21 protein-coding genes are annotated in these 18,558 nt (G+C 60.4%); 7 read left to right on the top strand and 14 right to left on the bottom strand.

All coding sequences use genetic code 11. The features are described 5' to 3' along the window. Nucleotides 1-10: 10 nt before the first annotated feature. From ACEN2R_RS02600 to ACEN2R_RS02585, 4 genes are read right to left on the bottom strand one after another with little or no spacing between them, the layout of a single operon-like run. Nucleotides 11-961: an OmpA family protein gene (locus tag ACEN2R_RS02600; protein ID WP_442038909.1), complete on the bottom strand. Its 951-nt coding sequence runs from the start codon at nucleotides 959-961 to the stop codon at nucleotides 11-13. Then, nucleotides 958-1,533 (bottom strand): peroxidase-related enzyme, encoded by a 576-nt coding sequence (locus ACEN2R_RS02595; protein WP_442038907.1) that lies wholly within the window; start codon nucleotides 1,531-1,533, stop codon nucleotides 958-960. Before ACEN2R_RS02595 ends, ACEN2R_RS02600 begins: the two co-directional genes overlap by 4 nt. Before the next feature lie 20 nt (nucleotides 1,534-1,553). Next, nucleotides 1,554-2,273: a GNAT family N-acetyltransferase gene (locus tag ACEN2R_RS02590; protein WP_442038905.1), complete on the bottom strand. Its 720-nt coding sequence runs from the start codon at nucleotides 2,271-2,273 to the stop codon at nucleotides 1,554-1,556. Further along, entirely contained in the window at nucleotides 2,274-2,999 is a 726-nt protein-coding gene (locus ACEN2R_RS02585) for a competence/damage-inducible protein A (RefSeq protein ID WP_442038903.1), read from the bottom strand. Nucleotides 3,000-3,044: 45 nt separating this feature from the next. On the opposite strand from ACEN2R_RS02585, the gene sfsA reads away from it, so the two are divergent. Beyond that, nucleotides 3,045-3,791 (top strand): DNA/RNA nuclease SfsA, encoded by a 747-nt coding sequence (gene sfsA / locus ACEN2R_RS02580; protein WP_442038901.1) that lies wholly within the window; start codon nucleotides 3,045-3,047, stop codon nucleotides 3,789-3,791. A 38-nt stretch (nucleotides 3,792-3,829) separates the two neighbouring features. Next, nucleotides 3,830-4,642 (top strand): type I methionyl aminopeptidase, encoded by an 813-nt coding sequence (map, locus tag ACEN2R_RS02575; protein ID WP_442038899.1) that lies wholly within the window; start codon nucleotides 3,830-3,832, stop codon nucleotides 4,640-4,642. Between the two features lie 41 nt (nucleotides 4,643-4,683). Here the strand turns inward: map and rsmD are convergent, their stop codons facing one another. Then, a complete protein-coding gene (rsmD, locus tag ACEN2R_RS02570; RefSeq protein ID WP_442038897.1) occupies nucleotides 4,684-5,247 on the bottom strand; it encodes a 16S rRNA (guanine(966)-N(2))-methyltransferase RsmD in 564 nt (187 codons plus the stop codon). Beyond that, complete coding sequence (locus tag ACEN2R_RS02565) at nucleotides 5,244-6,455, bottom strand: NAD(P)/FAD-dependent oxidoreductase (RefSeq protein ID WP_442038895.1); 1,212 nt, start codon at nucleotides 6,453-6,455, stop codon at nucleotides 5,244-5,246. Before ACEN2R_RS02565 ends, rsmD begins: the two co-directional genes overlap by 4 nt. 83 nt (nucleotides 6,456-6,538) lie before the next feature. Here ACEN2R_RS02565 and ACEN2R_RS02560 point away from each other — a divergent pair, with 83 nt between their 5' ends. Next, nucleotides 6,539-7,024, top strand: a complete 486-nt coding sequence (locus ACEN2R_RS02560) for a peroxiredoxin (protein WP_442038893.1) — start codon at nucleotides 6,539-6,541, stop codon at nucleotides 7,022-7,024. A 78-nt stretch (nucleotides 7,025-7,102) separates the two neighbouring features. Beyond that, nucleotides 7,103-7,588 carry a peroxiredoxin gene (locus ACEN2R_RS02555; protein ID WP_442038891.1) on the top strand — a complete coding sequence of 162 codons (486 nt, stop codon included), beginning with the start codon at nucleotides 7,103-7,105 and terminating at the stop codon, nucleotides 7,586-7,588. 43 nt (nucleotides 7,589-7,631) lie between these two features. Here ACEN2R_RS02555 and ACEN2R_RS02550 read toward each other — a convergent pair whose 3' ends face one another. The 7 genes from ACEN2R_RS02550 to ACEN2R_RS02520 form a co-directional block, all read right to left on the bottom strand. Next, nucleotides 7,632-8,477, bottom strand: a complete 846-nt coding sequence (locus ACEN2R_RS02550; RefSeq protein ID WP_442038889.1) for a mechanosensitive ion channel family protein — start codon at nucleotides 8,475-8,477, stop codon at nucleotides 7,632-7,634. Beyond that, nucleotides 8,478-8,777, bottom strand: coding sequence for a 4a-hydroxytetrahydrobiopterin dehydratase (locus ACEN2R_RS02545; RefSeq protein ID WP_442038887.1), 300 nt, complete (start codon nucleotides 8,775-8,777; stop codon nucleotides 8,478-8,480). Then, nucleotides 8,774-9,958, bottom strand: coding sequence for a GNAT family N-acetyltransferase (locus tag ACEN2R_RS02540; protein ID WP_442038885.1), 1,185 nt, complete (start codon nucleotides 9,956-9,958; stop codon nucleotides 8,774-8,776). Before ACEN2R_RS02540 ends, ACEN2R_RS02545 begins: the two co-directional genes overlap by 4 nt. 47 nt (nucleotides 9,959-10,005) lie before the next feature. Then, nucleotides 10,006-10,776: a glycerophosphodiester phosphodiesterase family protein gene (locus ACEN2R_RS02535; protein ID WP_442038883.1), complete on the bottom strand. Its 771-nt coding sequence runs from the start codon at nucleotides 10,774-10,776 to the stop codon at nucleotides 10,006-10,008. After that, a complete protein-coding gene (locus ACEN2R_RS02530) occupies nucleotides 10,773-11,237 on the bottom strand; it encodes a RidA family protein (protein WP_442038881.1) in 465 nt (154 codons plus the stop codon). Before ACEN2R_RS02530 ends, ACEN2R_RS02535 begins: the two co-directional genes overlap by 4 nt. Before the next feature lie 74 nt (nucleotides 11,238-11,311). Next, nucleotides 11,312-12,613, bottom strand: coding sequence for an HlyD family type I secretion periplasmic adaptor subunit (locus ACEN2R_RS02525; protein WP_442038879.1), 1,302 nt, complete (start codon nucleotides 12,611-12,613; stop codon nucleotides 11,312-11,314). Next, complete coding sequence (locus ACEN2R_RS02520; protein WP_442038877.1) at nucleotides 12,610-14,343, bottom strand: type I secretion system permease/ATPase; 1,734 nt, start codon at nucleotides 14,341-14,343, stop codon at nucleotides 12,610-12,612. The genes ACEN2R_RS02525 and ACEN2R_RS02520 overlap by 4 nt, the downstream gene beginning before the upstream one ends. A gap of 182 nt (nucleotides 14,344-14,525) precedes the next feature. On the opposite strand from ACEN2R_RS02520, the gene ACEN2R_RS02515 reads away from it, so the two are divergent. The 3 genes from ACEN2R_RS02515 to ACEN2R_RS02505 are packed head-to-tail and all read left to right on the top strand — an operon-like array spanning nucleotide 14,526 to nucleotide 16,265. Beyond that, nucleotides 14,526-15,257 (top strand): MlaA family lipoprotein, encoded by a 732-nt coding sequence (locus tag ACEN2R_RS02515; RefSeq protein ID WP_442038875.1) that lies wholly within the window; start codon nucleotides 14,526-14,528, stop codon nucleotides 15,255-15,257. After that, a complete protein-coding gene (locus ACEN2R_RS02510; protein ID WP_442038873.1) occupies nucleotides 15,247-15,852 on the top strand; it encodes an MlaC/ttg2D family ABC transporter substrate-binding protein in 606 nt (201 codons plus the stop codon). Before ACEN2R_RS02515 ends, ACEN2R_RS02510 begins: the two co-directional genes overlap by 11 nt. Nucleotides 15,853-15,860: 8 nt before the next feature. After that, nucleotides 15,861-16,265, top strand: a complete 405-nt coding sequence (locus tag ACEN2R_RS02505) for a hypothetical protein (RefSeq protein ID WP_442038871.1) — start codon at nucleotides 15,861-15,863, stop codon at nucleotides 16,263-16,265. Between the two features lie 3 nt (nucleotides 16,266-16,268). Here the strand turns inward: ACEN2R_RS02505 and ACEN2R_RS02500 are convergent, their stop codons facing one another. Next, nucleotides 16,269-18,443 carry a transglycosylase domain-containing protein gene (locus ACEN2R_RS02500; RefSeq protein ID WP_442038869.1) on the bottom strand — a complete coding sequence of 725 codons (2,175 nt, stop codon included), beginning with the start codon at nucleotides 18,441-18,443 and terminating at the stop codon, nucleotides 16,269-16,271. Nucleotides 18,444-18,558 lie beyond the last annotated feature (115 nt).

The following is an 18,558-nucleotide window of genomic DNA, read 5'->3' as shown; positions in this document are numbered from 1 at the left end:
CCGACCGGGACTAACGGGTCGAGGTGAGTATCACTTCGACCCTTCTGTTTTGCGCGCGCCCGATGTCATCAAGATTGCTGGCGCGGGGCGCAAGAAACCCGACACCTTCAGCACCCAGTTGAGTTCGGGACACGTCATGGACCGATACAAGCCGTTCAACGACCGACGCGGCGCGTTTCTTTGACAGGGCGATATTGCCGCTCAGGGGGCCTTCGGCATCGGTGTGCCCGACCAGGGCCACAGTGCGCGCCGGATTGGACCTTAGATAGTCGGCAAGTGCGGCGAGCGAGGAAAAACTCCCCTGCCCAAGAGAGGATGACCCCGTCTCGAACGTCAGATCGTCCAGAATATACCCCCCCGTGCGTTCCAGTGTTTCGGGCATAGGCCCGACCGGTGCAATCGTGGCGGCAGGGCCCGCGACAGGGCCTTTTGTCGATGTGGTGACAATTGCGGTTCCTGCGGTTTCCCCATTGATGTGAACGACCTGCACATACCCCGCCCCCCTTGATCGGCTGACCATCAGGCTGACATATTCGGGCGTTTCACCCGCGTTCCGCCGCGCAGAGAGAAATCGGAAATCACCCAGATCGACGTGCATCGCGGGTTCCGGCAGAACATCGGTGTCATAGCGAAAATCGAACCCGCCGCAGTCGTCCGTGCTGCATTCGAACAGAGCTTCGTAGCCTGCCTGTGCCAGTTGATCGCGCAGGGGAGAAAGGATTTGCAGGGTCGTCAGGCCACCCGCCCCGACGCGCCATGCCTGACGCAGGATTTCGCCCTCGGCGGTGATCCCCGAAACTTCCCCGTTGGCATAGGGCCCGGTTGGCACGCGGTAACTGCCCAGCGGTTCTGTTATCTCGGACGAGATATTGGCGGTGGCCGGAAAATCCAGCGTTATGGCATGCGTGGTCTGTGGGCAAAGCGCAAAGGCACCGGCAAGAATGGCGGCGCGTGCGGTCATCGGCTTTGCGCGTGGTAATCGTTGTTCGGGCGCATGCCGATCGCCGAAGCAACGCGGTTGGTCATGTTGAAAAAGCCCGCGACATTGGCGATGTCAAAGATGTCGCGGTCGGTAAATCCCGCATCCCGCAACGTTTGGCGGTGCTGTTCCTCTATCCGTGCGCTGCCTTCTGTCATCAGCGCGGCAAAGTCCAGCATTGCGCGTTGGCGTTTGTCCAGCGGGGCAACACGGTAATTCATCACCAACATCTCTCCCAGGATCGGGTCATCCGACAATTGCCGCACCGCAGCCCCGTGCGCGACAAGGCAATAGAAGCATTTGTTGATTGACGAAACGACAACGGCGATCATTTCCCGTTCAAGCTTGGACAGCCCGCCGGGGGCCAGCATCAGTTCGTTGTACATGCCGGTGAAGGCGTCCAGCTTGGCGATGTCGAAGGCATAGGATGTCAGGACATTCGGCACCATGCCCAGCTTTTCCTGACAGACGGCAAAGTATTTTTGCGTCGCAGAAGGCAACGGATCGACCATCGGAAGGTCGAGTGCGGTCGGGCTGGTTTCGTCTTGTTTCACACTGCTCTCGCCATTTGGCGTTATTTGATACGATAGTGGTAGTGTCCCACAGTCCGCATCCCAAGGGAAGTATAGAGCGCGTTAGAGCCGACGTTCTGGACCGTTGTCACCAGAGAAAACCGTTTTGCCCCATGATCTTGCGCCCACTTGGCCGCCGTCCCCATCATATTGACGGCGACCTTTTGCCGACGCTGCGATGCCGCGACCTCTATCGCGTGCAACATTGCCGTCTCATTGTGGATTGCGACAAAGGCAACGCCCGCCGCACGGTCGTTGACGCGGCCCAGAATGGCGGTTTTGGGGCCCTGCACGCGGCGCATGACATCAAGCCGCGCAGGGCCGATCCCGCCGTCTGCCCAAAGCTCTTCCATGATTTTCAGCGGTGGCCAGATGGCAAAGCCGGACAGGCGCGGCGGGTCGATCTGTGCCAGCGTTTCCAGCGGGCAGACATATTGCACCACAGGGTCGATGATCTGATAGCCCATCGCGGACAGTTGCTGGTCCAGAACGTCCTCGCCCTCATGGATCATGAACAGGCGGTGCTGGTCCAGATCCTCCATCAGGGCCTCGGCGGTGCGGATGTCGTCAAAGGTGACGGGGCCGTTCGCCGTTGCCGCAGACACACGCTTGCCCCCGCCTTGCCCGTCGCGAATGGTCCAGACGCCGTGAGCGGTTGCCGTGGCAGGGGGCCATGTGGCCTCTGTTATGGCGTAAAGTTCCTTGACGGTGGGCGGGGTCATTCAGGTCTCCGGGAACAGGGCGGCCAGTTTCAGGATGGCGGCGTCAATGGCCGTGCCATCTGTGCCACGGATCACGATGTTGGACCCATAGGCGCCGTCTTTCTGGAACGGGTACGACCCGATCGCAAGATCGGGATGTTCCGCCGCCAGCTTGCCCAACGGGCCTGCGATATCGCCCTCGCCGCGATTGATCCGCAGGGTCTGGGACAGCAGGGGCGCACCGCCGACAAGCGTGGGCAGGACACTGGCCACCATCGCCTGAAACACCGATGGAACCCCTGCCATCACATGCACGTTTTGCACAGTGAAACCGGGGGCGGTGGAGACGGGGTTGTCGATCAGCGTCGCGGTGTCCGGAATGCGGGCCATGCGCAGGCGGGCCTCGTTCAGTTCCGTTCCCGCACGTTTGTAATGGGCCGCCAGAAGCGCGCGCGCATCCTCGCGGACGTCGATGTGCAGGCCAAAGGCCGCAGCGATGCAATCGGCGGTGATGTCGTCATGCGTGGGGCCGATGCCGCCAGAGGTAAACACAGTGTCGAACGACGTTGACAGCGCTTTAACGGCGGCAATGATCGCGGGCGCATCGTCGGACACGATGCGGACCTCTGACAGGGTGATGCCGATCTTGGTCAGCTCATTCGCCAGATGGTGCATGTTGGCGTCGCGGGTGCGGCCCGACAGGATCTCGTCACCGATCACAAGCATCGCTGCGGTTGGGTTGGCCATTGTCTGTTCCTTGTTGAGATGTCCTTGTTGGTATAGGGCGCGGTTATGCGGTTTCAAACCCCTCTTGTTTCCGGACGGCTGATCCGGCGCTATAAACGGTTTCTGGCCGATATCCGGCTGGATGACGGGCGCGAGGTGACCGCGCATTGCCCTAACCCCGGCGCGATGTCAGGGCTGAAGGACGAAGGGATGCGCGTCTGGCTGGAGCCGAACGACGACCCGAAGAAAAAGCTTAAATTCGGCTGGCGGTTGGTCGAACACGAGACCGGGCATTTCACCTGCGTCGATACCGCCGTTCCCAACCGCGCGGTCAAGGCGGCGCTGGAGGCCGGGCAGGTGGCAGAGCTGTCCCGGTATCGCCGCGTAAGGCCAGAGGTCGGATACGGGCAGAACAGCCGGGTCGATTTTCTGCTGTCGCAAGACGGATTGCCCGATGCCTATGTCGAGGTGAAAAGTGTAACGCTGTGCAGGCAGGGCGACCTTGCCGAGTTTCCCGATAGCGTGACGCTGCGCGGGGCCAGGCATCTGGCGGATTTGTCGGCGATGGTGGCCGCAGGGCATCGCGCCGTGATGCTGTATCTTGTGCAGCGCACGGATTGCGGGCGGTTGAAAATAGCCGCCGACCTGGACCCGGCCTATGCGCGCGCATATGATGCGGCGCGGCGTGCCGGGGTGCAGATGATTTGTTATGATACAAAGATAGACCCGCTGGGTGTCACACTTGGTCTGGCCTTGCCGGTGGATGAAAAACCGCAATCCGGCCCCCCCTCTGGCAACTTTGCATCAAATTGATTATCTAGGCCCTAACCGAGACAGTTGGAGACAAACCCTTGGATGAACGCAATCGCGGCCGTTTGACCAAAGACGGCATCCGGATATACGAAGAGGCGGATTTCGCCGGAATGCGCGCGGCGGGGAAACTTGCCGCCGAAATTCTGGACGGCGTCGCCCCTTTGGTGCAACCCGGCACCACCACAGAGACGCTGGACGACTGGATCACCAAGGCGGTCGAGGATGCAGGCGCCGTGTCTGCCACCATCGGCTACAAAGGGTACAAGCACGCCAGTTGCATCAGTGTGAACCATGTGGTGTGCCATGGTATCCCGGCGGGCAAGGTGCTGAAGGATGGCGACATCCTGAACATCGACGTCACCGTGATCGTCGATGGCTGGTTCGGCGATACCAGCCGGATGTATGTCGCCGGAAAACTGAGCCGCAAGACGGAGCGCCTGATCCAGATCACGCATGACGCCCTGTTCAAAGGTATCGAGGCGGTAAAGCCGGGCAATACCTTTGGCGATATCGGCAACGCAATCCAAAGCTATGTCGAAGCAGAGCGAATGTCTGTGGTGCGCGATTTCTGTGGTCATGGTCTGGGACGCGTGTTCCATGCGCCGCCCAACGTCTTGCACTACGGGCGCGCGGGTTCCGGGCCTGTGCTGGAGGAAGGTATGTTCTTTACCATCGAACCGATGGTAAATCTGGGGCGCCCCGAAACCAAGGTGCTGGCAGACGACTGGACCGCCGTGACACGCGACAAGTCGCTGTCGGCGCAGTTCGAGCATTCGGTCGGGGTCACCGCGACAGGCTGCGAGATTTTCACGCTGTCGCCTGCCGGAAAATTCCACCCGACGTGGGATTAGGGGGTCGGGCGTTGCAAGTGAGTATTTTTAGAACAAAGTGATCATGGGCGCAGGCTAATGATCGTTATGTGGGTGTCGCCATAGCGCCTTTGATCGTGCAAGTCGAACGGGGCCGGGGCGATTTGCGGGCTGCTTTCTTCCCAGATGACAAGCGCGTCGGGGGCGATCCAGGTGCCTTGCAGGGCGGCGACAAGCGCCTGTTGGCCAAGGGATTTGCCATAGGGCGGGTCAAGAAAGACGAGGTCATAGGGGGCGTCGTCGTTCAATGGCAGTCTGGTCGCGTCCCGCTTGATCAGCTTTGTATCGGCCTGCCGTTTGGTCAGTGCGATATTGTCGCGGATCAGCCCCCCCGCCACGCGCCCGTCATCCACGAAGGTGGCGCAAGCGGCCCCGCGCGACAGGGCCTCCAGCCCCAGCGCACCGGTGCCCGCGAACAGGTCCAGCACACGCGCGTCCGTGATAGGGTCGCCGTATGCGCCGCCCTGCAGCACGCTGAACAGGCTTTCGCGCACGCGGTCCGATGTCGGGCGCAAATGCGCACCGGCGTCTCCCTTTCCTACGCTGGCCAGCGTCAGGCCACGATGCTGACCGGCAATGATCCTCATGCTTTCATCAGCGCCATCATGTCGGTCGCAGGGTCTGCTATTGCACTGGCCGGGGGCGACTTGCCCGCCTCGATCATGCGTTTGCCGATCATGTAGTTGCGCGGGTCGTTCATGGCATCGACGGCAAGCAGCGTGTCGCCGTAATAATACCAGACCGATTGCGCACCTTCCTTTTCGCCTTGGCGCAGCACGGTGCGGTCATAGCCGGTGTTCAGGCCCGCGATTTGCAGTTTCACATCGTATTGATCAGACCAGAACCAAGGATGCGGCATGTAATCCTTGTTGGCCCCCAGCATGTTTTCGGCGACGTTTTCGGCCTGATCAATCGCGTTCTGGACGCTTTCAAGGCGGATGCGGGTGCCCTTGTAGGGGAAGGATGCACAATCGCCTGCCGACCAGATCGCCGGGTCCGAGGTGCGCCCGTGCCCGTCAACCCGGATGCCGTTTTCCATTGTCAGGCCAGCCGCCTCTGCCAGGGCGCTTGACGGTGTGACGCCAACGCCAACGATGACGAAATCGGCTGCAATCTCTGTTCCGTCGGTCAGGCGCGCGCCACTGACATGGCCGTCGCCCAACAGGCGGTCAAGGCCCACGCCCTCGCGGATATCGACGCCATGGGACAGGTGCAGCGCCCGGAAATAGTCCGAGGTTTCGGGGGCCGCGACACGTTGCAGGATGCGGTCGGCCATTTCCACAAGCGTCACGCGGACGCCCATACGGGTGGCCACCGCTGCCGCCTCCAGCCCGATATAGCCGCCGCCCACGATCAGCGCACGCGCACCGGGTTTGCACGCAGGCGCCATGGCATCGACATCGGCCAGGGTGCGCACGGTGAACACGCCGTCAAGCGCGCCACCGATGCTGGCGGGCAGGCGGCGCGGGTCGGAACCCGTTGTCAGCGCAAGCTGATCGTAGGGAATGACGTCCGCCCCGATCGTCACGGTCTTTGCTGCGGGATCAATCGCCGTCACGGGCGCATCAAGGCGCAAGGTGATGTTCTGGTCGGCGTAAAACTGTTCGGGGCGCAGATACAGCCGCTCCAGTTCCATCTCTCCCAGCAGATATTTCTTTGACAGGGGCGGGCGCTGATAGGGGGGGGCAGATTCGGCCCCGATCAGGGTGATGTCGCCATCAAACCCCAATGTGCGCAGCTTTGTGACCAGCGAAGAACCGGCCTGACCGGCCCCGATAACGACGATGTGGGACATATCTTTGCTTTCAATACTGGTCGCACCTAGACCCGAACACTATATGGGCCGATAAGGTAAAGGCAATCAAACAGGGGATCGTAATGACAATTTCAATTGGTGATACACTTCCAGACGCAGACATGAGCGTGATGGGCGAAAACGGCCCCGAAATCGTAAAGTTGAGCGACAAGCTGGCTGGCCGCAAAGTGGTTGTTTTCGGCCTTCCCGGCGCGTTTACCGGCCCTTGCAGCACGATCCACATCCCCAGCTTTATCCGCACGGCAGAGCAGTTCAAGGCCAAGGGCGTTGAAGAAATCATCTGCATTGCCGTCAACGACCCGTTCGTGCTGAAGGCATGGGGCGAGGCGACAGGCGCGACCGCGGCTGGCATTACCTTGCTGGGCGACGCCGATGCCTCCTTTACCAAGGCGCTTGGTATGGAATTCACCGCGAAACCCATCGGTCTGGTGGATCGGTCGAACCGCTATGCGGCTGTGATCGAGAACGGCGTCGTCACGGCGGTGAACGTAGACGAACCCGGCGTGTGCGATGTGTCCACCGGCGAGCAGTTGCTGGCGGCGATCTGAATGTGGGCGGGCTCTGGAAACAGGGCTCGTTCATTGCCTTCGGCTGCGCGAACCGGCCCGATTTGAAAAGGAAACGATATGTCTATTTCAGTTGGCCAGCGCCTGCCTGATTCCAACCTGATCCAGATGGGGCCGGACGGCCCTGAAACTGTGGCACTGGGTGAAAAGCTGGCAGGCCGCAAAGTTGTGATCTTTGCCTTGCCGGGCGCGTTCACGCCAACCTGCGATTCCGCCCATATGCCCAGTTTTATCCGGACAAAAGCACAGTTCGACGCGAAGGGCGTGGATGAGATCATCTGCATTTCGGTCAATGATGTCCACATCATGCGGCTTTGGGGTGAAACTACGGGGGCGACGGCCGCAGGGATCACGCTGCTGGCGGATGCAGACAGCAGCTTTACAAAAGCGGTCGGCATGAACTACTCGGCGCCGCATGTCGGGTTTTATGACCGGTCCAGACGGTATGTCGCGCTGGTCGAGGATGGCGTGGTTACAACGCTGCAACTTGATGAACCCGGCGTTTGCGCGGTGTCCACCGGAGAGGCATTGCTGCAGGAAATCTGACGTAAAAGGGCGCCCATGTCGGCGCCCTTTCCTATTCGGATTGTTACTCTGCCGCCTGAAGGATGCGGCGCGTCGGAAAGGGAATATCGACCCCCGCCGCATCCAGCGCCTCTTTGACCTGCCGTTTCATATCGGCCTGATAGGCAAAATAATCTGCGCTGTCGCACCAGACGCGCACCAGAAAATCCACCGAAAAATCGCCAAGGTTGTTCACCTGAATGAACGGTGCGGGGTCTGTCTTGGACCGGGGATCGCCCATGATGGTTGTGCGGACCACGTCTTCGGCCTGCTTCAGGTTCGCGCCATACCCCACCCCGAACGTCCATTCGGCGCGGCGCACCGGATAGGCGGAATAGTTGGTGATGGTGTTTCCCCAAACGGCGGAATTCGGAACGATGATCTGCACGTTCCCGATCGAGGCCAGTTCGGTATAGTTCAGCGAGATATGCTTTACCGTGCCCATCTGGCTGTTGATGTCGACAAAATCACCGATCCTGATCGGGCGGAACATGATGATCATCACGCCCGCCGCGACATTCGACAGGGTGCCTTGCAGCGCCAGACCAATGGCCAGACCCGCCGCACCGATCACGGCGACGAAAGAGGTCGTCTGGATGCCGAACGTGTTCAACACAAACAGCAGCGCAAAGCCGATTACCGCATACCAGACAATGTTGCCCAGAAAGTCGAACAATGTGTCGTCCAGACGCGCATGCGATGCGCCGATCCGTTCCACGCGCCGCCGCAGCCAGCCCGCCACGACAAGGCCGGCCACCAGAATGGTGATCGCTGTCAGCACGTTGCCGAATGTCGCCGCAAGAAACTCCAGCGTCAGAAGATCGCCCAGGGTTTTCCCGTTCCATATTTCCGTTGTCAGTACATCCTGCATCTATTGTCCATCGAGTTGGTTCATTTTCCGGGCGAGTTTGACGTCAAGGGCCGATAGCCCGTCTACGTCATGTGTGGCCAATGTCACGACGACTGTTTTGTAGACATTCGACCATTCGGGGTGGTGGTTCAGTTTTTCTGCCCAAAGGGCGGATCGCGTCATGAACCCGAACGCCTCTACGAAGTTCGGGAATATGAATGTTTTCCGGATGGCATCACGGCCTTCGACCATGGCCCAGCCGGTCTGAAACAGGGGGGGCAGGTCTGTATTGCGGGCTTCCGCGCTTAATTTGTCGGTCATTCGTCCTCCGGTGGTTGGCGTTTGAACGGCCCGTAGGACGTCAGGATTTCGATCTCTTGGTCCACAGCGGCGCGTTCGGCCCGCAGATATTGTGCGATGGCCTCGGCAAATCCCTGGTCGGCGACCCAGTGCAGCGAGTGGGTCGTGACCGGCAAATAGCCGCGTGCCAGTTTGTGTTCGCCCTGTGCGCCCGCCTCGACGCGCTTCAGGCCGTGGTCGATGGCAAATTCAATGGCGCGATAGTAGCACAGTTCGAAGTGCAGGCAGGGGTGGTCCTGAACGCACCCCCAGTAGCGACCGTAAAGCACATCGCGCCCGATGAAATTCAGCGCACCGGCGACCCATTTTCCGTCCCGTTCTGCCATGACCAGAAGAATATCGTCGCGCAGATGTTCTTGGGCCTGATCAAAGAACGCCCGGGTCAGGTAGGGGGTGCCCCATTTACGCGATCCGGTGTCCTGATAGAAAACCCAGAAGGCATCCCAGTGTTCCGGCTGGATCTGGTCGCCGGTCAGGGTGTGGATGCTGCCGCCAAAGTCATTGGCCTGCGCCCGTTCCCGCCGGATATTCTTGCGCTTGCGCGATGACATTGTGTCAAGGAACGCGTCGAAATCGCGGTAGTTGTTGTTCTCCCAATGGAACTGCTGGCTGGTCCGCGGCATCAACCCCATGGCTGCCCCTGCCTGCGCCTCGGTCTCTGTGCAAAAGGTGATATGCAGCGATGACAGCCCATGTTCAGAGGCCAGCTGCACCGCCCCCTGCACAAGCGCCGCTTGACCTATGGTCTCGAAACCCGTTCGCGTCAGCAGACGGCGACCTGTGGCGGGGGTAAAGGGCACGGCCAGTTGCAGTTTCGGATAGTATCGCCCCCCCGCCCGCTCGAACGCATTGGCCCAGTTGTGGTCGAATATATACTCGCCCTGACTGTGGGATTTGGAATAAAGCGGCGCAACGGCGATCAGTTGATCATCCAGATGTGCGGCAAGAATGCGGGGGGTCCAGCCGGTGCCCGCGCCAACGGAATGGCTGTCCTCCAGCGCTTTCAGGAACCGGTGGGTGGTGAAGGGGTCATAGGGGCGACCGCCATCCGCCACCTCGGGGCACGCGCAGGCATCCCACTGGGCTGCGGGCACCTCGGACACCGAGGTATGCACGGTGATTTCAATCTGTCGGCTGCTCATCTGTTCCATCCGCCTTTGCCTAATAGGTGGTGCTGGACGCTGCGGGGTCAAGCAGGGGGAATGGCGGCTGGATATCCCTCGAAGGTCACGTTGTCGGCAATCTTGCGGGCCTCCTCCTCGGACTTCCGGCTTTTGATGGTCCAACACAAGATCGCAGCGCCCTGCATTTTCAGTTGCGCCACGCGCGGGCGGTTCAGATCGCGGGCTTCGTGGCTAATGAAACCGGCATGGGTGCGGTCGTAATCGGGAATGTCGCGCAGCCGGTTGCAGACATGCGCAGGCACCGGTGCCCAATCCGCAGCGTCAAAGGCGCTGGTGGTCAGGCCGACGGGGATGTCCGGGGCGGCGGCATGAAACGCGGCCACCGCATGGGGATTGAACGACATGACCGCGACCGGGCCGTGATAGTTCTGCAAGGCGTCGGCGGTTGCCTTTTCCAGCGGGCCAACGTCCGGGCCCATCGCGCCGTCCTGATCCTTTATCTCGATCAACAGGGGCACTTTGCCGCCAATGATCGTCAGAACCTCTGGCAGGGTCGGGATGCCGTCGGGGGCATCTTTCAGCCGGATCGCGGACAGCTCTGCCGCGCTGCGCATCCGAACCGCGCCGGACTGTCCGGTCAGGCGTCCAAGGTCATAGTCATGGAACACCATCGCCTGTCCGTCGGCGGACAGCTGCACGTCGATCTCTATGCCATAGCCGGCCTCGATTGCGGCACGGATGGCGCCGCGCGAATTTTCGGGCCGACCCGCCGCGCGATCATGATAGGCGCGGTGGGCGATGGGTGTTGTCAGAAACGCAGCGGGAAGCGGGGTCATTTTATTTGAAAGATGCCTTCGATTTCGACGGCGACCCCGAACGGCAAGGACGCCGCACTGACGGCAGAGCGCGCGTGCCGGCCCGCGTCACCCAATGCGTCCACCATGAAATCCGACGCGCCGTTGATCACCTTGGGCTGATCGGTGAAATCGGCGGTCGAGTTCACGAATCCGGTCAGCTTTATTACCCGCACCAGCCGATCCAGATCACCACCGCACGCGGCTTTGACCTGCGCCAACAGGCTGATCGCGCAGTGTTTGGCGGCGGCGGCACCCTGGGCTGCATCCATCGTATCGCCAAGGCGCCCGATGATGAATCCGTCGGGCCCGTTCGAGATCTGGCCCGAGACATGGACAATATCCCCGACCTGCACATAGGGCACATAATTGGCCGCAGGTGCCGGAGCGTTTGGCAGCGTGACGCCAAGATCGGCCAGACGGGTTTCGAACGTTTCAGACATATCGTGTCCTTTCACAATTGGAATTCACGGAACGCTAACGGGGATGCGCGCCGCGCGAAACCGGAAAGTCCGGTTTAGCGGAACGCCTTTGCAAAATAGTCGGTCAGTGGTTTCAGAAGAAAGGCGATCGGCGTCCGGTCGGCGGTCTTGATGAACGCCTCGACGGGCATGCCGGGGATCAGGCCCAGATCACCGGGCAGCTTTTCCACCTCGCCGTCCAGAAGAACGATTGTCGCGCGGTAGAATGCGGCCTGCGTCCGGTCGTCGATAAACGCATCCGCTGAAATCTGCGTGACCCTTCCTGTCAGCTCTGGTGTGGTGCGGGCATCAAAGGCGGAAAAGCGCAGGATGACCTCTTGCCCGACAAAGGTCTTGTCGATGTGAATCGGCGGGATGCGGGCGGCGATCACCAAGGCACGGTCCTGCGGCACAAGGTAAAGCACGGGGTCCGCAGGGCGTATGACGGACCGCAGCGCAAAGACCTTCATGTCGTAGACGATGCCTGACACGGGCGCACGGATGTCGAGACGGGACAGGCGCTCCAGCAGGTTGCGCCGCTTTTCCGCCAGTTCCAGTTCGCGGAATTCGATATCGCGCAGCCGGGTGATGGCATCTTCGCGCTTTTTGCTGCCTAGCTTCAGGATCTCGATGTCGATCTCGGTTATGCGGCCCTCTGCCTCGGCCTTGGACGCGGTCAACTCGCCCACAGTGCCCAGAAGGCGGGCCTGTTCGCGCTGCAAGGTCAGCACGCGGGTCACCTGCGCCAGCCCTTTGTCCAGCAGCTCTTGCTGGTTGCCCAGTTCCTGGTCGATCAGGGCAACCTGGGTTTCAAGCGCCTGTTCCTGCGCCACAATGCCCTCGATCTGATTGGCAATCTGGCTGCGCCGCTTGCCAAGCTGGTCGATCTCGCGGTTCTCGGATTCAAGCCTTGCGTTGAACAGGCTTACCTGCCCCAGCATTTGCGATTTCACCTCGGGGTTCGTTTGCGCACGGTCCAGCAAAAGCGGGTCAAAGGTGATTTCTGACGCGCCGTCGCGCTCTGCCTCCAGCAACCCACGGCGGGCGCGCACCTCGAACAGCTCTCCCTCGACCACCGACAATTCGGACTTGAGCTGCGTCGAGTCGAGTTGCAGCAGCAGGTCGCCCTCTTTCACTGTATCGCCTTCACTGACCAGAATGGCCGCGACCACACCGCCATCGGGATGCTGAACGATCTGGCGGTTCTGTTCGACCTCTATCTGGCCGCCCGCGATAATCGCGCCCGAAATGTTGGTCATCACCGACCATGTGCCAAATCCGCCGACCAGAACCAGAAGGGTCAAAAGGCCGGCCGCTACGGGGCCGCGCACGGACCAGGGTTTCACGGGGCTTTTCATGATACGCCTCCGGGGCCGGTTTTTTGCAGGATTTCGGAATGGTTCTGTACCATTTCGCGCAACACGTCGTCCTTGGGGCCAAAGGCCTTGCGCAGGCCACCGTCAAGGACAAGCAGCGTGTCGCATTCCTGAATGGCCGAAGGGCGGTGGGCCATGATCATGACGGATTTCCCTTCGGCTTTCATGTCTTTTATCGCGGCGTTCAGTGCCATTGATCCCTCGTTGTCGAGGTTCGAGTTGGGCTCGTCCAGCACCAGAATGACGGGGTCGCCATACATCGCGCGGGCCAGCCCGATGCGCTGGACCTGCCCGCCGGACAGGCGCCCGCCGGCAACCGAAACGCGCGTGTCATAGCCATCGGGCAGTTTCAGGATCATCTCGTGGGCGGCGGCCTTTTTGGCGGCCTTCACGACTGCGGCATCGTCCGGGTTGCTTTGCAGGCGGGCGATGTTTTCCTTGATCGTGCCGTCGAAAAGCTGCACCCGTTGCGGCAGATACCCGATATAGCTACCCAGAACGTCGGGGTCGTATTGGTCAAGCGTCGCACCATCCAGCCGGATCGTGCCCCCCGCCGGGCGCCAGACCCCTGTCAGGGCACGCGCAAGGGTGGACTTGCCCGCGCCGCTTGCCCCGATCACGCCCATGGCCTGTCCCGGCTGGAGCGAGAAGGACACCATGCGCAACGCTGCCTGTTTGTCGCCGGGGGGGATGATTGTTGCCTGATGCACCTCAAGCCGCGCCTTGGGCACGGGAAGTTTGGTGCGCGGCCCGTCTTTTGGAGTGACCGACAAAAGCTCTGACAGCGAGGCCCAGCCCTTTGAGGCGCGCTGCACGACGGCCCATTGCCCGATGGCAAGCTCGATCGGCGCCAGGGCACGCCCCAGCAGGATCGACGAGGCGATCATGGCGCCCGCCGTCAACTCTCCCTTCAGGACCAGATATGCCCCGAGGCCAAGCATGGCGGATTGCAGGAACAACCGCAGGGTTTTAGACGTGGCCGTGAACATACCCGTCCTGTCACTGGACAGAATCGACTGGTCCAGAGAATGCGCGCGCACCCTGTTCCAACGCTCGAACGCGGCACCGCGCATGCCCAGACTGTGAACCATTTCTGCCTCTGACCGCAGCTGCTCTGACAGAAGCTCGGCGGTGACAAGCGATTGATTGGCATTTTGCATAGGCTGCTTTGTCGCCCATTGGTTCAATATGGTGATGGTAATCAAAAGCACACCGCCCAGAATGGCCAAAATGCCCATCCACGGGTGGAATATCAGGATGCCGAACAGGAAAAACGGGGTCCAGGGAATGTCGAATAGCGCCGTCAGAACTGGCGAGGACAAAAGCCGCTGCACAGATTCAAGGTCGCGCAGCGCGTTGGGAACCGTTCCGGATTGGGATATTGCTGATCGGTTAAGCACGGCGGCAAAGACGCGCTGATCCAGCCGCGACTGGAACCGCGCACCGATACGGGCCAAGATGCGGGCGCGCGTGAAATCCAGAATGCCCATCATGCCATATAAAAACGCAACAAGGATCGACAGCGCCATAAGGGTTTCCACCGAACGGCTTCCCAGAACGCGGTCATAGACCTGAAGCATGTAAAGCGGCCCGGTCAGCATCAGCAGGTTCACGAAAAAGCTGAAAACGGCGACAGTCCAATACAGGCCCCTGCTTTCTTTTCGAATGGCTCTTAGCTCGGCAAGGCCGACATCCTGATTCGTCTGCCGCATCACGTCTAAATTCCTTGTTTCTAGAATTGCCCCGAAAACCGCCGTGTCACTTTTCCGTCGAACCGCTGTGCGGATGGTTTCCCATTCCAGCTACGAGGGATATATGATATGCACGTTACCTTATGAAACCTACGAATTAGAAGTAGAGTATTCCATTGTTAGCCTTCAAATTTTTCAAATCAATGACGGTATTCCGCTGTGGGGCTGTAATCTGTCTTTTGTCGCTTGCGGCATGCGCTGAGCGACAACTGGCGACCGGCATCAATGATCCCTACGAGGCGGCCAACCGCGCCCGTTTCAAGACATTGGTAGAAGTTGACAGGGTGATCATACGGCCAACATCGCAGGCCTACGGGGCAATCGTTCCGGAACCGGCGCGCAGCGGCGTCAGCAACCTGTCGTCGCATTTTGGTGTGCCTGCCGACTTTGTGAACAACGTGCTGCAAGGCGATGTCAAAGGGGCAAGCACGAATGTCCTGCGATTTGCGGTGAATACACTGTTCGGCTTTGCTGGTTTGCTTGACCCCGCAACCGAGATGGGCCTTCCCAAGGAGCGTGCCGATTTCGGTCAGACATTGCACGTCTGGGGGGCGAAAGAGGGGGCCTATCTGGTTATTCCCCTGTTGGGCCCGTCCACAACGCGGGATGCCGTTGGATCGGTCGTGGACCTGTTCACCAACCCGTTAAGCTACGCCCTGTCACCCCCGGAGTCCCGGATCCTTCCTGCTGCAAAGGTCGGATCACGTCTTGGTGATCGCTATCGTTTCGCCGGCACGGTCGACTCTATATTCTATGATAGTGCTGATGGTTATGCTCAGGCGCGTATTCTGTATCTGCAAAGCCGCCGGTTCGAATTGGGCAGTGCTGTCGCCGATGATTATGTTGACCCGTACGAGGACCCCTATGCGCAATAACCTGACCCGTCGTGCCGTTCTGGGCAGTGCCGCTGCCGCCGTCGCTGTTGTGGCATCGCCCTTTCCAGCCTTCGCATTGAACACGGCCGAGGCGCGCGCGCTTATCAGTTCCGTTGTGGACGAAATCAACCGTGTCATCAGTTCCGGCCAAAGCGAAAGCCAGATGATCGCCGATTTCGAGCGTCTGTTTGTGAAATACAGCGATGTACCCACGATTGCGCGTTACGCGCTGGGGGCCGATGCGCGATCCGCAAGTGCCGCGCAGATGCGTGCGTTCACACAGGCATTCCAAGGGTATATTTCCCGCAAATACGGCAAGCGTTTCCGCGAGTTTATCGGCGGCAGGATCGAAGTGAACGAAGCCAAGAAGGTCAAAAGCTTTTACGAAGTCAGAACGACCGCATACCTCAAGGGCGAAGCACCGTTTGATGTGACCTTTCTGGTGTCAGACCAGTCGGGCCGAAACCTGTTTTTCAACCTGTTCATCGAGGGGATCAACATGCTTCTGACGGAAAGAACCGAAATTGGCGCGATGCTTGACCGCAGAAACGGTGACTTTGATGCGATGGTCGCCGATCTGAAAAGAGCGGGCTAGCGGCGCGGTTGCGCACCGTTGCCATCATAGTGGCGACCCTGCAATTTGCGCAGTGCACTGCTGCGGCGGCGGCGGACCAGTTTGACGGTGTCTACAAGCAAACTGCCGTCGGGGATTGTCTGCGCGTGGGCGAAGACGGCGGCGCGTTGAAAATAGCGGACGGGGTATTTTACGGGGTTAACGCATCCTGCACCATGTCCAACCCCGTCAATGTGCGGGATATGAACGCGTTTCTGTATGACATGGAATGCGACGTCGAGAACGATGGCTGGACCGCCCGCGCCCTGCTTATGTCGGCCCCCGATGGTGGGCTTATCATGGTCTGGAACGGCTATGCCTTCCGCTATAACCGCTGCACAGAAGCGGAATTGGTGGCTGATGCCGTTGCCAACGATTTTACGCCCGCACCCTGATCGTCAGTTTCCGCCCCCCAGTATCGACCGAAGCACATCCAGCAGCACCTTTTCGGCGCCGGTATCCTGCCTGTTGCCATTGGGGTCGTTGGCTTGTTGCTGCGGTTGGGGCATGGCGGCTGCGGGCGCTGGGGTGATCATAGGCAAGGCGCTTGGCGGAACGCCCTCGTTCACACGCACCATCGTTTCGCGCCAGATCTCAGCGGGCAAGCCTCCGCCCGTCACGCCTGACAGGGGGCGGTTGTCGTCGTAGCCCATCCAGACGCCCGCGACGTAATCGGCGGTGAAACCGATGAACCAGGCATCCCGCGCGGCCTGTGTCGTGCCGGTTTTGCCGGCGGCCTGCCGATCAGGCAACCGGGCGCGTTGGCCCGTGCCTTTTTCGACAACCTGCGCCATCATGTAGATCAGCTGTTGCGCTGCCTCGGCAGAAATCACGCGCTCTCCAAGCCCGCCATCCTGCCCCATCAATGTGGTCTTTTCCCCCTGAAGCCGCAGTTCGACCAGCCCGTAGGGGCTGACGCTGCTGCCGCCGTTCAGGATGCCCGCGTAGGCGCCTGTCATCTCTATCAGGGTCGATTCCGATGACCCCAAGGCAAGGGCGGGTCCGGCGGCAAGGTCGCTTTTTATGCCAAAATCAGACGCGATGCGGCGCACCTTGTCCAGCCCGACACCCGTCGCCACGCGGACGGCAGCGGTGTTCATCGATTCCTGCAAAGCCTCGGTCAGGGTGACGCGGCCATAGTATTTGTTGCCATAGTTCTTGGGGGAATAGCTGCCCGACCCCGGAACCTGAAGCGTTAAGGGACCATCGAGGATGATGTCATTGTAGTTGTATCCCAGTTCAAGCGCGGTCGCGTAGACGAAGGGCTTGAACGCCGATCCGGTCTGGCGCAACGCCTGCGTCGCACGGTTGAACGCCCCCGAGACCTGACTTTTGCGTCCGCCGACCATGGCGCGCACCGCGCCATCGGACGACATGATGACGATCGCGGCCTGCGCTTTTGATCCGTCTTTGACCTTGGTGTCAAAAATATCATCCAGCGCGGTTTCCGCCGCCTTCTGGATGCGCTGATCCAACGTGGTGCGGATGATCACGTCCTCGGTGGTTTCGCGTGTCAGGAAAGACGGGCCGCTTTCCATCACCCAATCCGCGAAATACCCCCCTGCGCGGGCTTCTGCCGCAGCGGATAGTTGCGCCGGGTTTTCCTTGGCTGCGGCGGCTTCGGCCTTGGTCAGATAGCCCTGATCCTGCATCAGCCCCAGAATGACCTCGGCGCGGCCCCGTGCACGTTCAAGACTGCGGGTGGGCGCGAAATAGGACGGCGCGACCAGAAGGCCTGCCAGCATAGCGGCCTCTTGCGGGGCAACATTCGCTGCGGACTTTCCGAAATATCGCTGCGACGCGGCCTCGAACCCGCGTGCGCCGGCCCCCAGATAGGCGCGGTTCAGATAGATGGTCAGGATGTCGTTCTTCGTATATTTGACCTCCATCGCCAACGCATAGGTGACCTCTTTGATCTTGCGCCAAAGTGACCCCTCGCGGCAGTCGGATTCGAATTTTGCCTCTGTTATCCCGGCCTTCGGGTCAAAATCGACCCCGATGCACAATAGCTTTGCGGTTTGCTGCGTGATGGTCGAGCCGCCGTTGCCCGACAACGGGCCGCGCCCCTCTCTCAGGTTGATGCGGATCGCGCCAAGGATGCCGCGCGGGCTGACGCCGATATGCTGGTAGAATCGCTTGTCCTCGGTCGCGACGACGGCGTTCTTCAGATAGGGCGAGACCGTTGTCGCGCTGATCTGGCCGCCAAACTGGTCACCGCGCCATGCGAAAACGGCACCGTCCTTGTCCAGAAGCGTGACGGAGCCACGCGTTCGCGCGTCGAGCAGCGATGTCACGGGCGGCAGGGTTGAGTAGAAGTAAAAGACACCCGCGGCCAGTATCAAAGACACAACTGCCCCGACGCGCCAGCCAATCCGCCAGACAAGACGTAGCACCCAACGAATGATCCCGACAAAAAAGCCCGCAACGGGGTTCATCTTGCGCCCGGGCTTGCGCCGGGTGGCGGTCTTTCTGGCTGCGGTCTTGGTGGGGGCGGCCTTTTTGGGCTGCGCTGCCTTGGCGGAATACCGGCGATCAGCAACCAGTGGTGTGCGTTTTTTACCTGTTCCGCTCATGTCGTGCCTAACTCGATGCTCAAAGGATTGTCGTCTTTTGTGGCACAATATCCTGCCCGCGCGGAAATGTAGAGATGCAAGCGAAGGCCGATTCCCTTTTTCACACGGCCTATTT

Origin of the sequence: Pseudogemmobacter sp. W21_MBD1_M6 (assembly GCF_052119585.1) — a bacterium.
Lineage (GTDB): Bacteria > Pseudomonadota > Alphaproteobacteria > Rhodobacterales > Rhodobacteraceae > JBGQOJ01.
This window is presented reverse-complemented; position numbering and strand designations above follow the sequence as displayed.

Coding starts and splice junctions, on each gene's coding strand:
- ACEN2R_RS02600 (WP_442038909.1), bottom strand. CDS start 961: ATGACCGCACGCGCCGCCATTCTTGCCGGTGCCTTTGCGCTTTGCCCA.
- ACEN2R_RS02590 (WP_442038905.1), bottom strand. CDS start 2,273: ATGACCCCGCCCACCGTCAAGGAACTTTACGCCATAACAGAGGCCACA.
- ACEN2R_RS02585 (WP_442038903.1), bottom strand. CDS start 2,999: ATGGCCAACCCAACCGCAGCGATGCTTGTGATCGGTGACGAGATCCTG.
- sfsA (WP_442038901.1), top strand. CDS start 3,045: ATGCGGTTTCAAACCCCTCTTGTTTCCGGACGGCTGATCCGGCGCTAT.
- rsmD (WP_442038897.1), bottom strand. CDS start 5,247: ATGAGGATCATTGCCGGTCAGCATCGTGGCCTGACGCTGGCCAGCGTA.
- ACEN2R_RS02565 (WP_442038895.1), bottom strand. CDS start 6,455: ATGTCCCACATCGTCGTTATCGGGGCCGGTCAGGCCGGTTCTTCGCTG.
- ACEN2R_RS02560 (WP_442038893.1), top strand. CDS start 6,539: ATGACAATTTCAATTGGTGATACACTTCCAGACGCAGACATGAGCGTG.
- ACEN2R_RS02555 (WP_442038891.1), top strand. CDS start 7,103: ATGTCTATTTCAGTTGGCCAGCGCCTGCCTGATTCCAACCTGATCCAG.
- ACEN2R_RS02550 (WP_442038889.1), bottom strand. CDS start 8,477: ATGCAGGATGTACTGACAACGGAAATATGGAACGGGAAAACCCTGGGC.
- ACEN2R_RS02545 (WP_442038887.1), bottom strand. CDS start 8,777: ATGACCGACAAATTAAGCGCGGAAGCCCGCAATACAGACCTGCCCCCC.
- ACEN2R_RS02540 (WP_442038885.1), bottom strand. CDS start 9,958: ATGAGCAGCCGACAGATTGAAATCACCGTGCATACCTCGGTGTCCGAG.
- ACEN2R_RS02535 (WP_442038883.1), bottom strand. CDS start 10,776: ATGACCCCGCTTCCCGCTGCGTTTCTGACAACACCCATCGCCCACCGC.
- ACEN2R_RS02530 (WP_442038881.1), bottom strand. CDS start 11,237: ATGTCTGAAACGTTCGAAACCCGTCTGGCCGATCTTGGCGTCACGCTG.
- ACEN2R_RS02525 (WP_442038879.1), bottom strand. CDS start 12,613: ATGAAAAGCCCCGTGAAACCCTGGTCCGTGCGCGGCCCCGTAGCGGCC.
- ACEN2R_RS02520 (WP_442038877.1), bottom strand. CDS start 14,343: ATGCGGCAGACGAATCAGGATGTCGGCCTTGCCGAGCTAAGAGCCATT.
- ACEN2R_RS02515 (WP_442038875.1), top strand. CDS start 14,526: ATGACGGTATTCCGCTGTGGGGCTGTAATCTGTCTTTTGTCGCTTGCG.
- ACEN2R_RS02510 (WP_442038873.1), top strand. CDS start 15,247: ATGCGCAATAACCTGACCCGTCGTGCCGTTCTGGGCAGTGCCGCTGCC.
- ACEN2R_RS02500 (WP_442038869.1), bottom strand. CDS start 18,443: ATGAGCGGAACAGGTAAAAAACGCACACCACTGGTTGCTGATCGCCGG.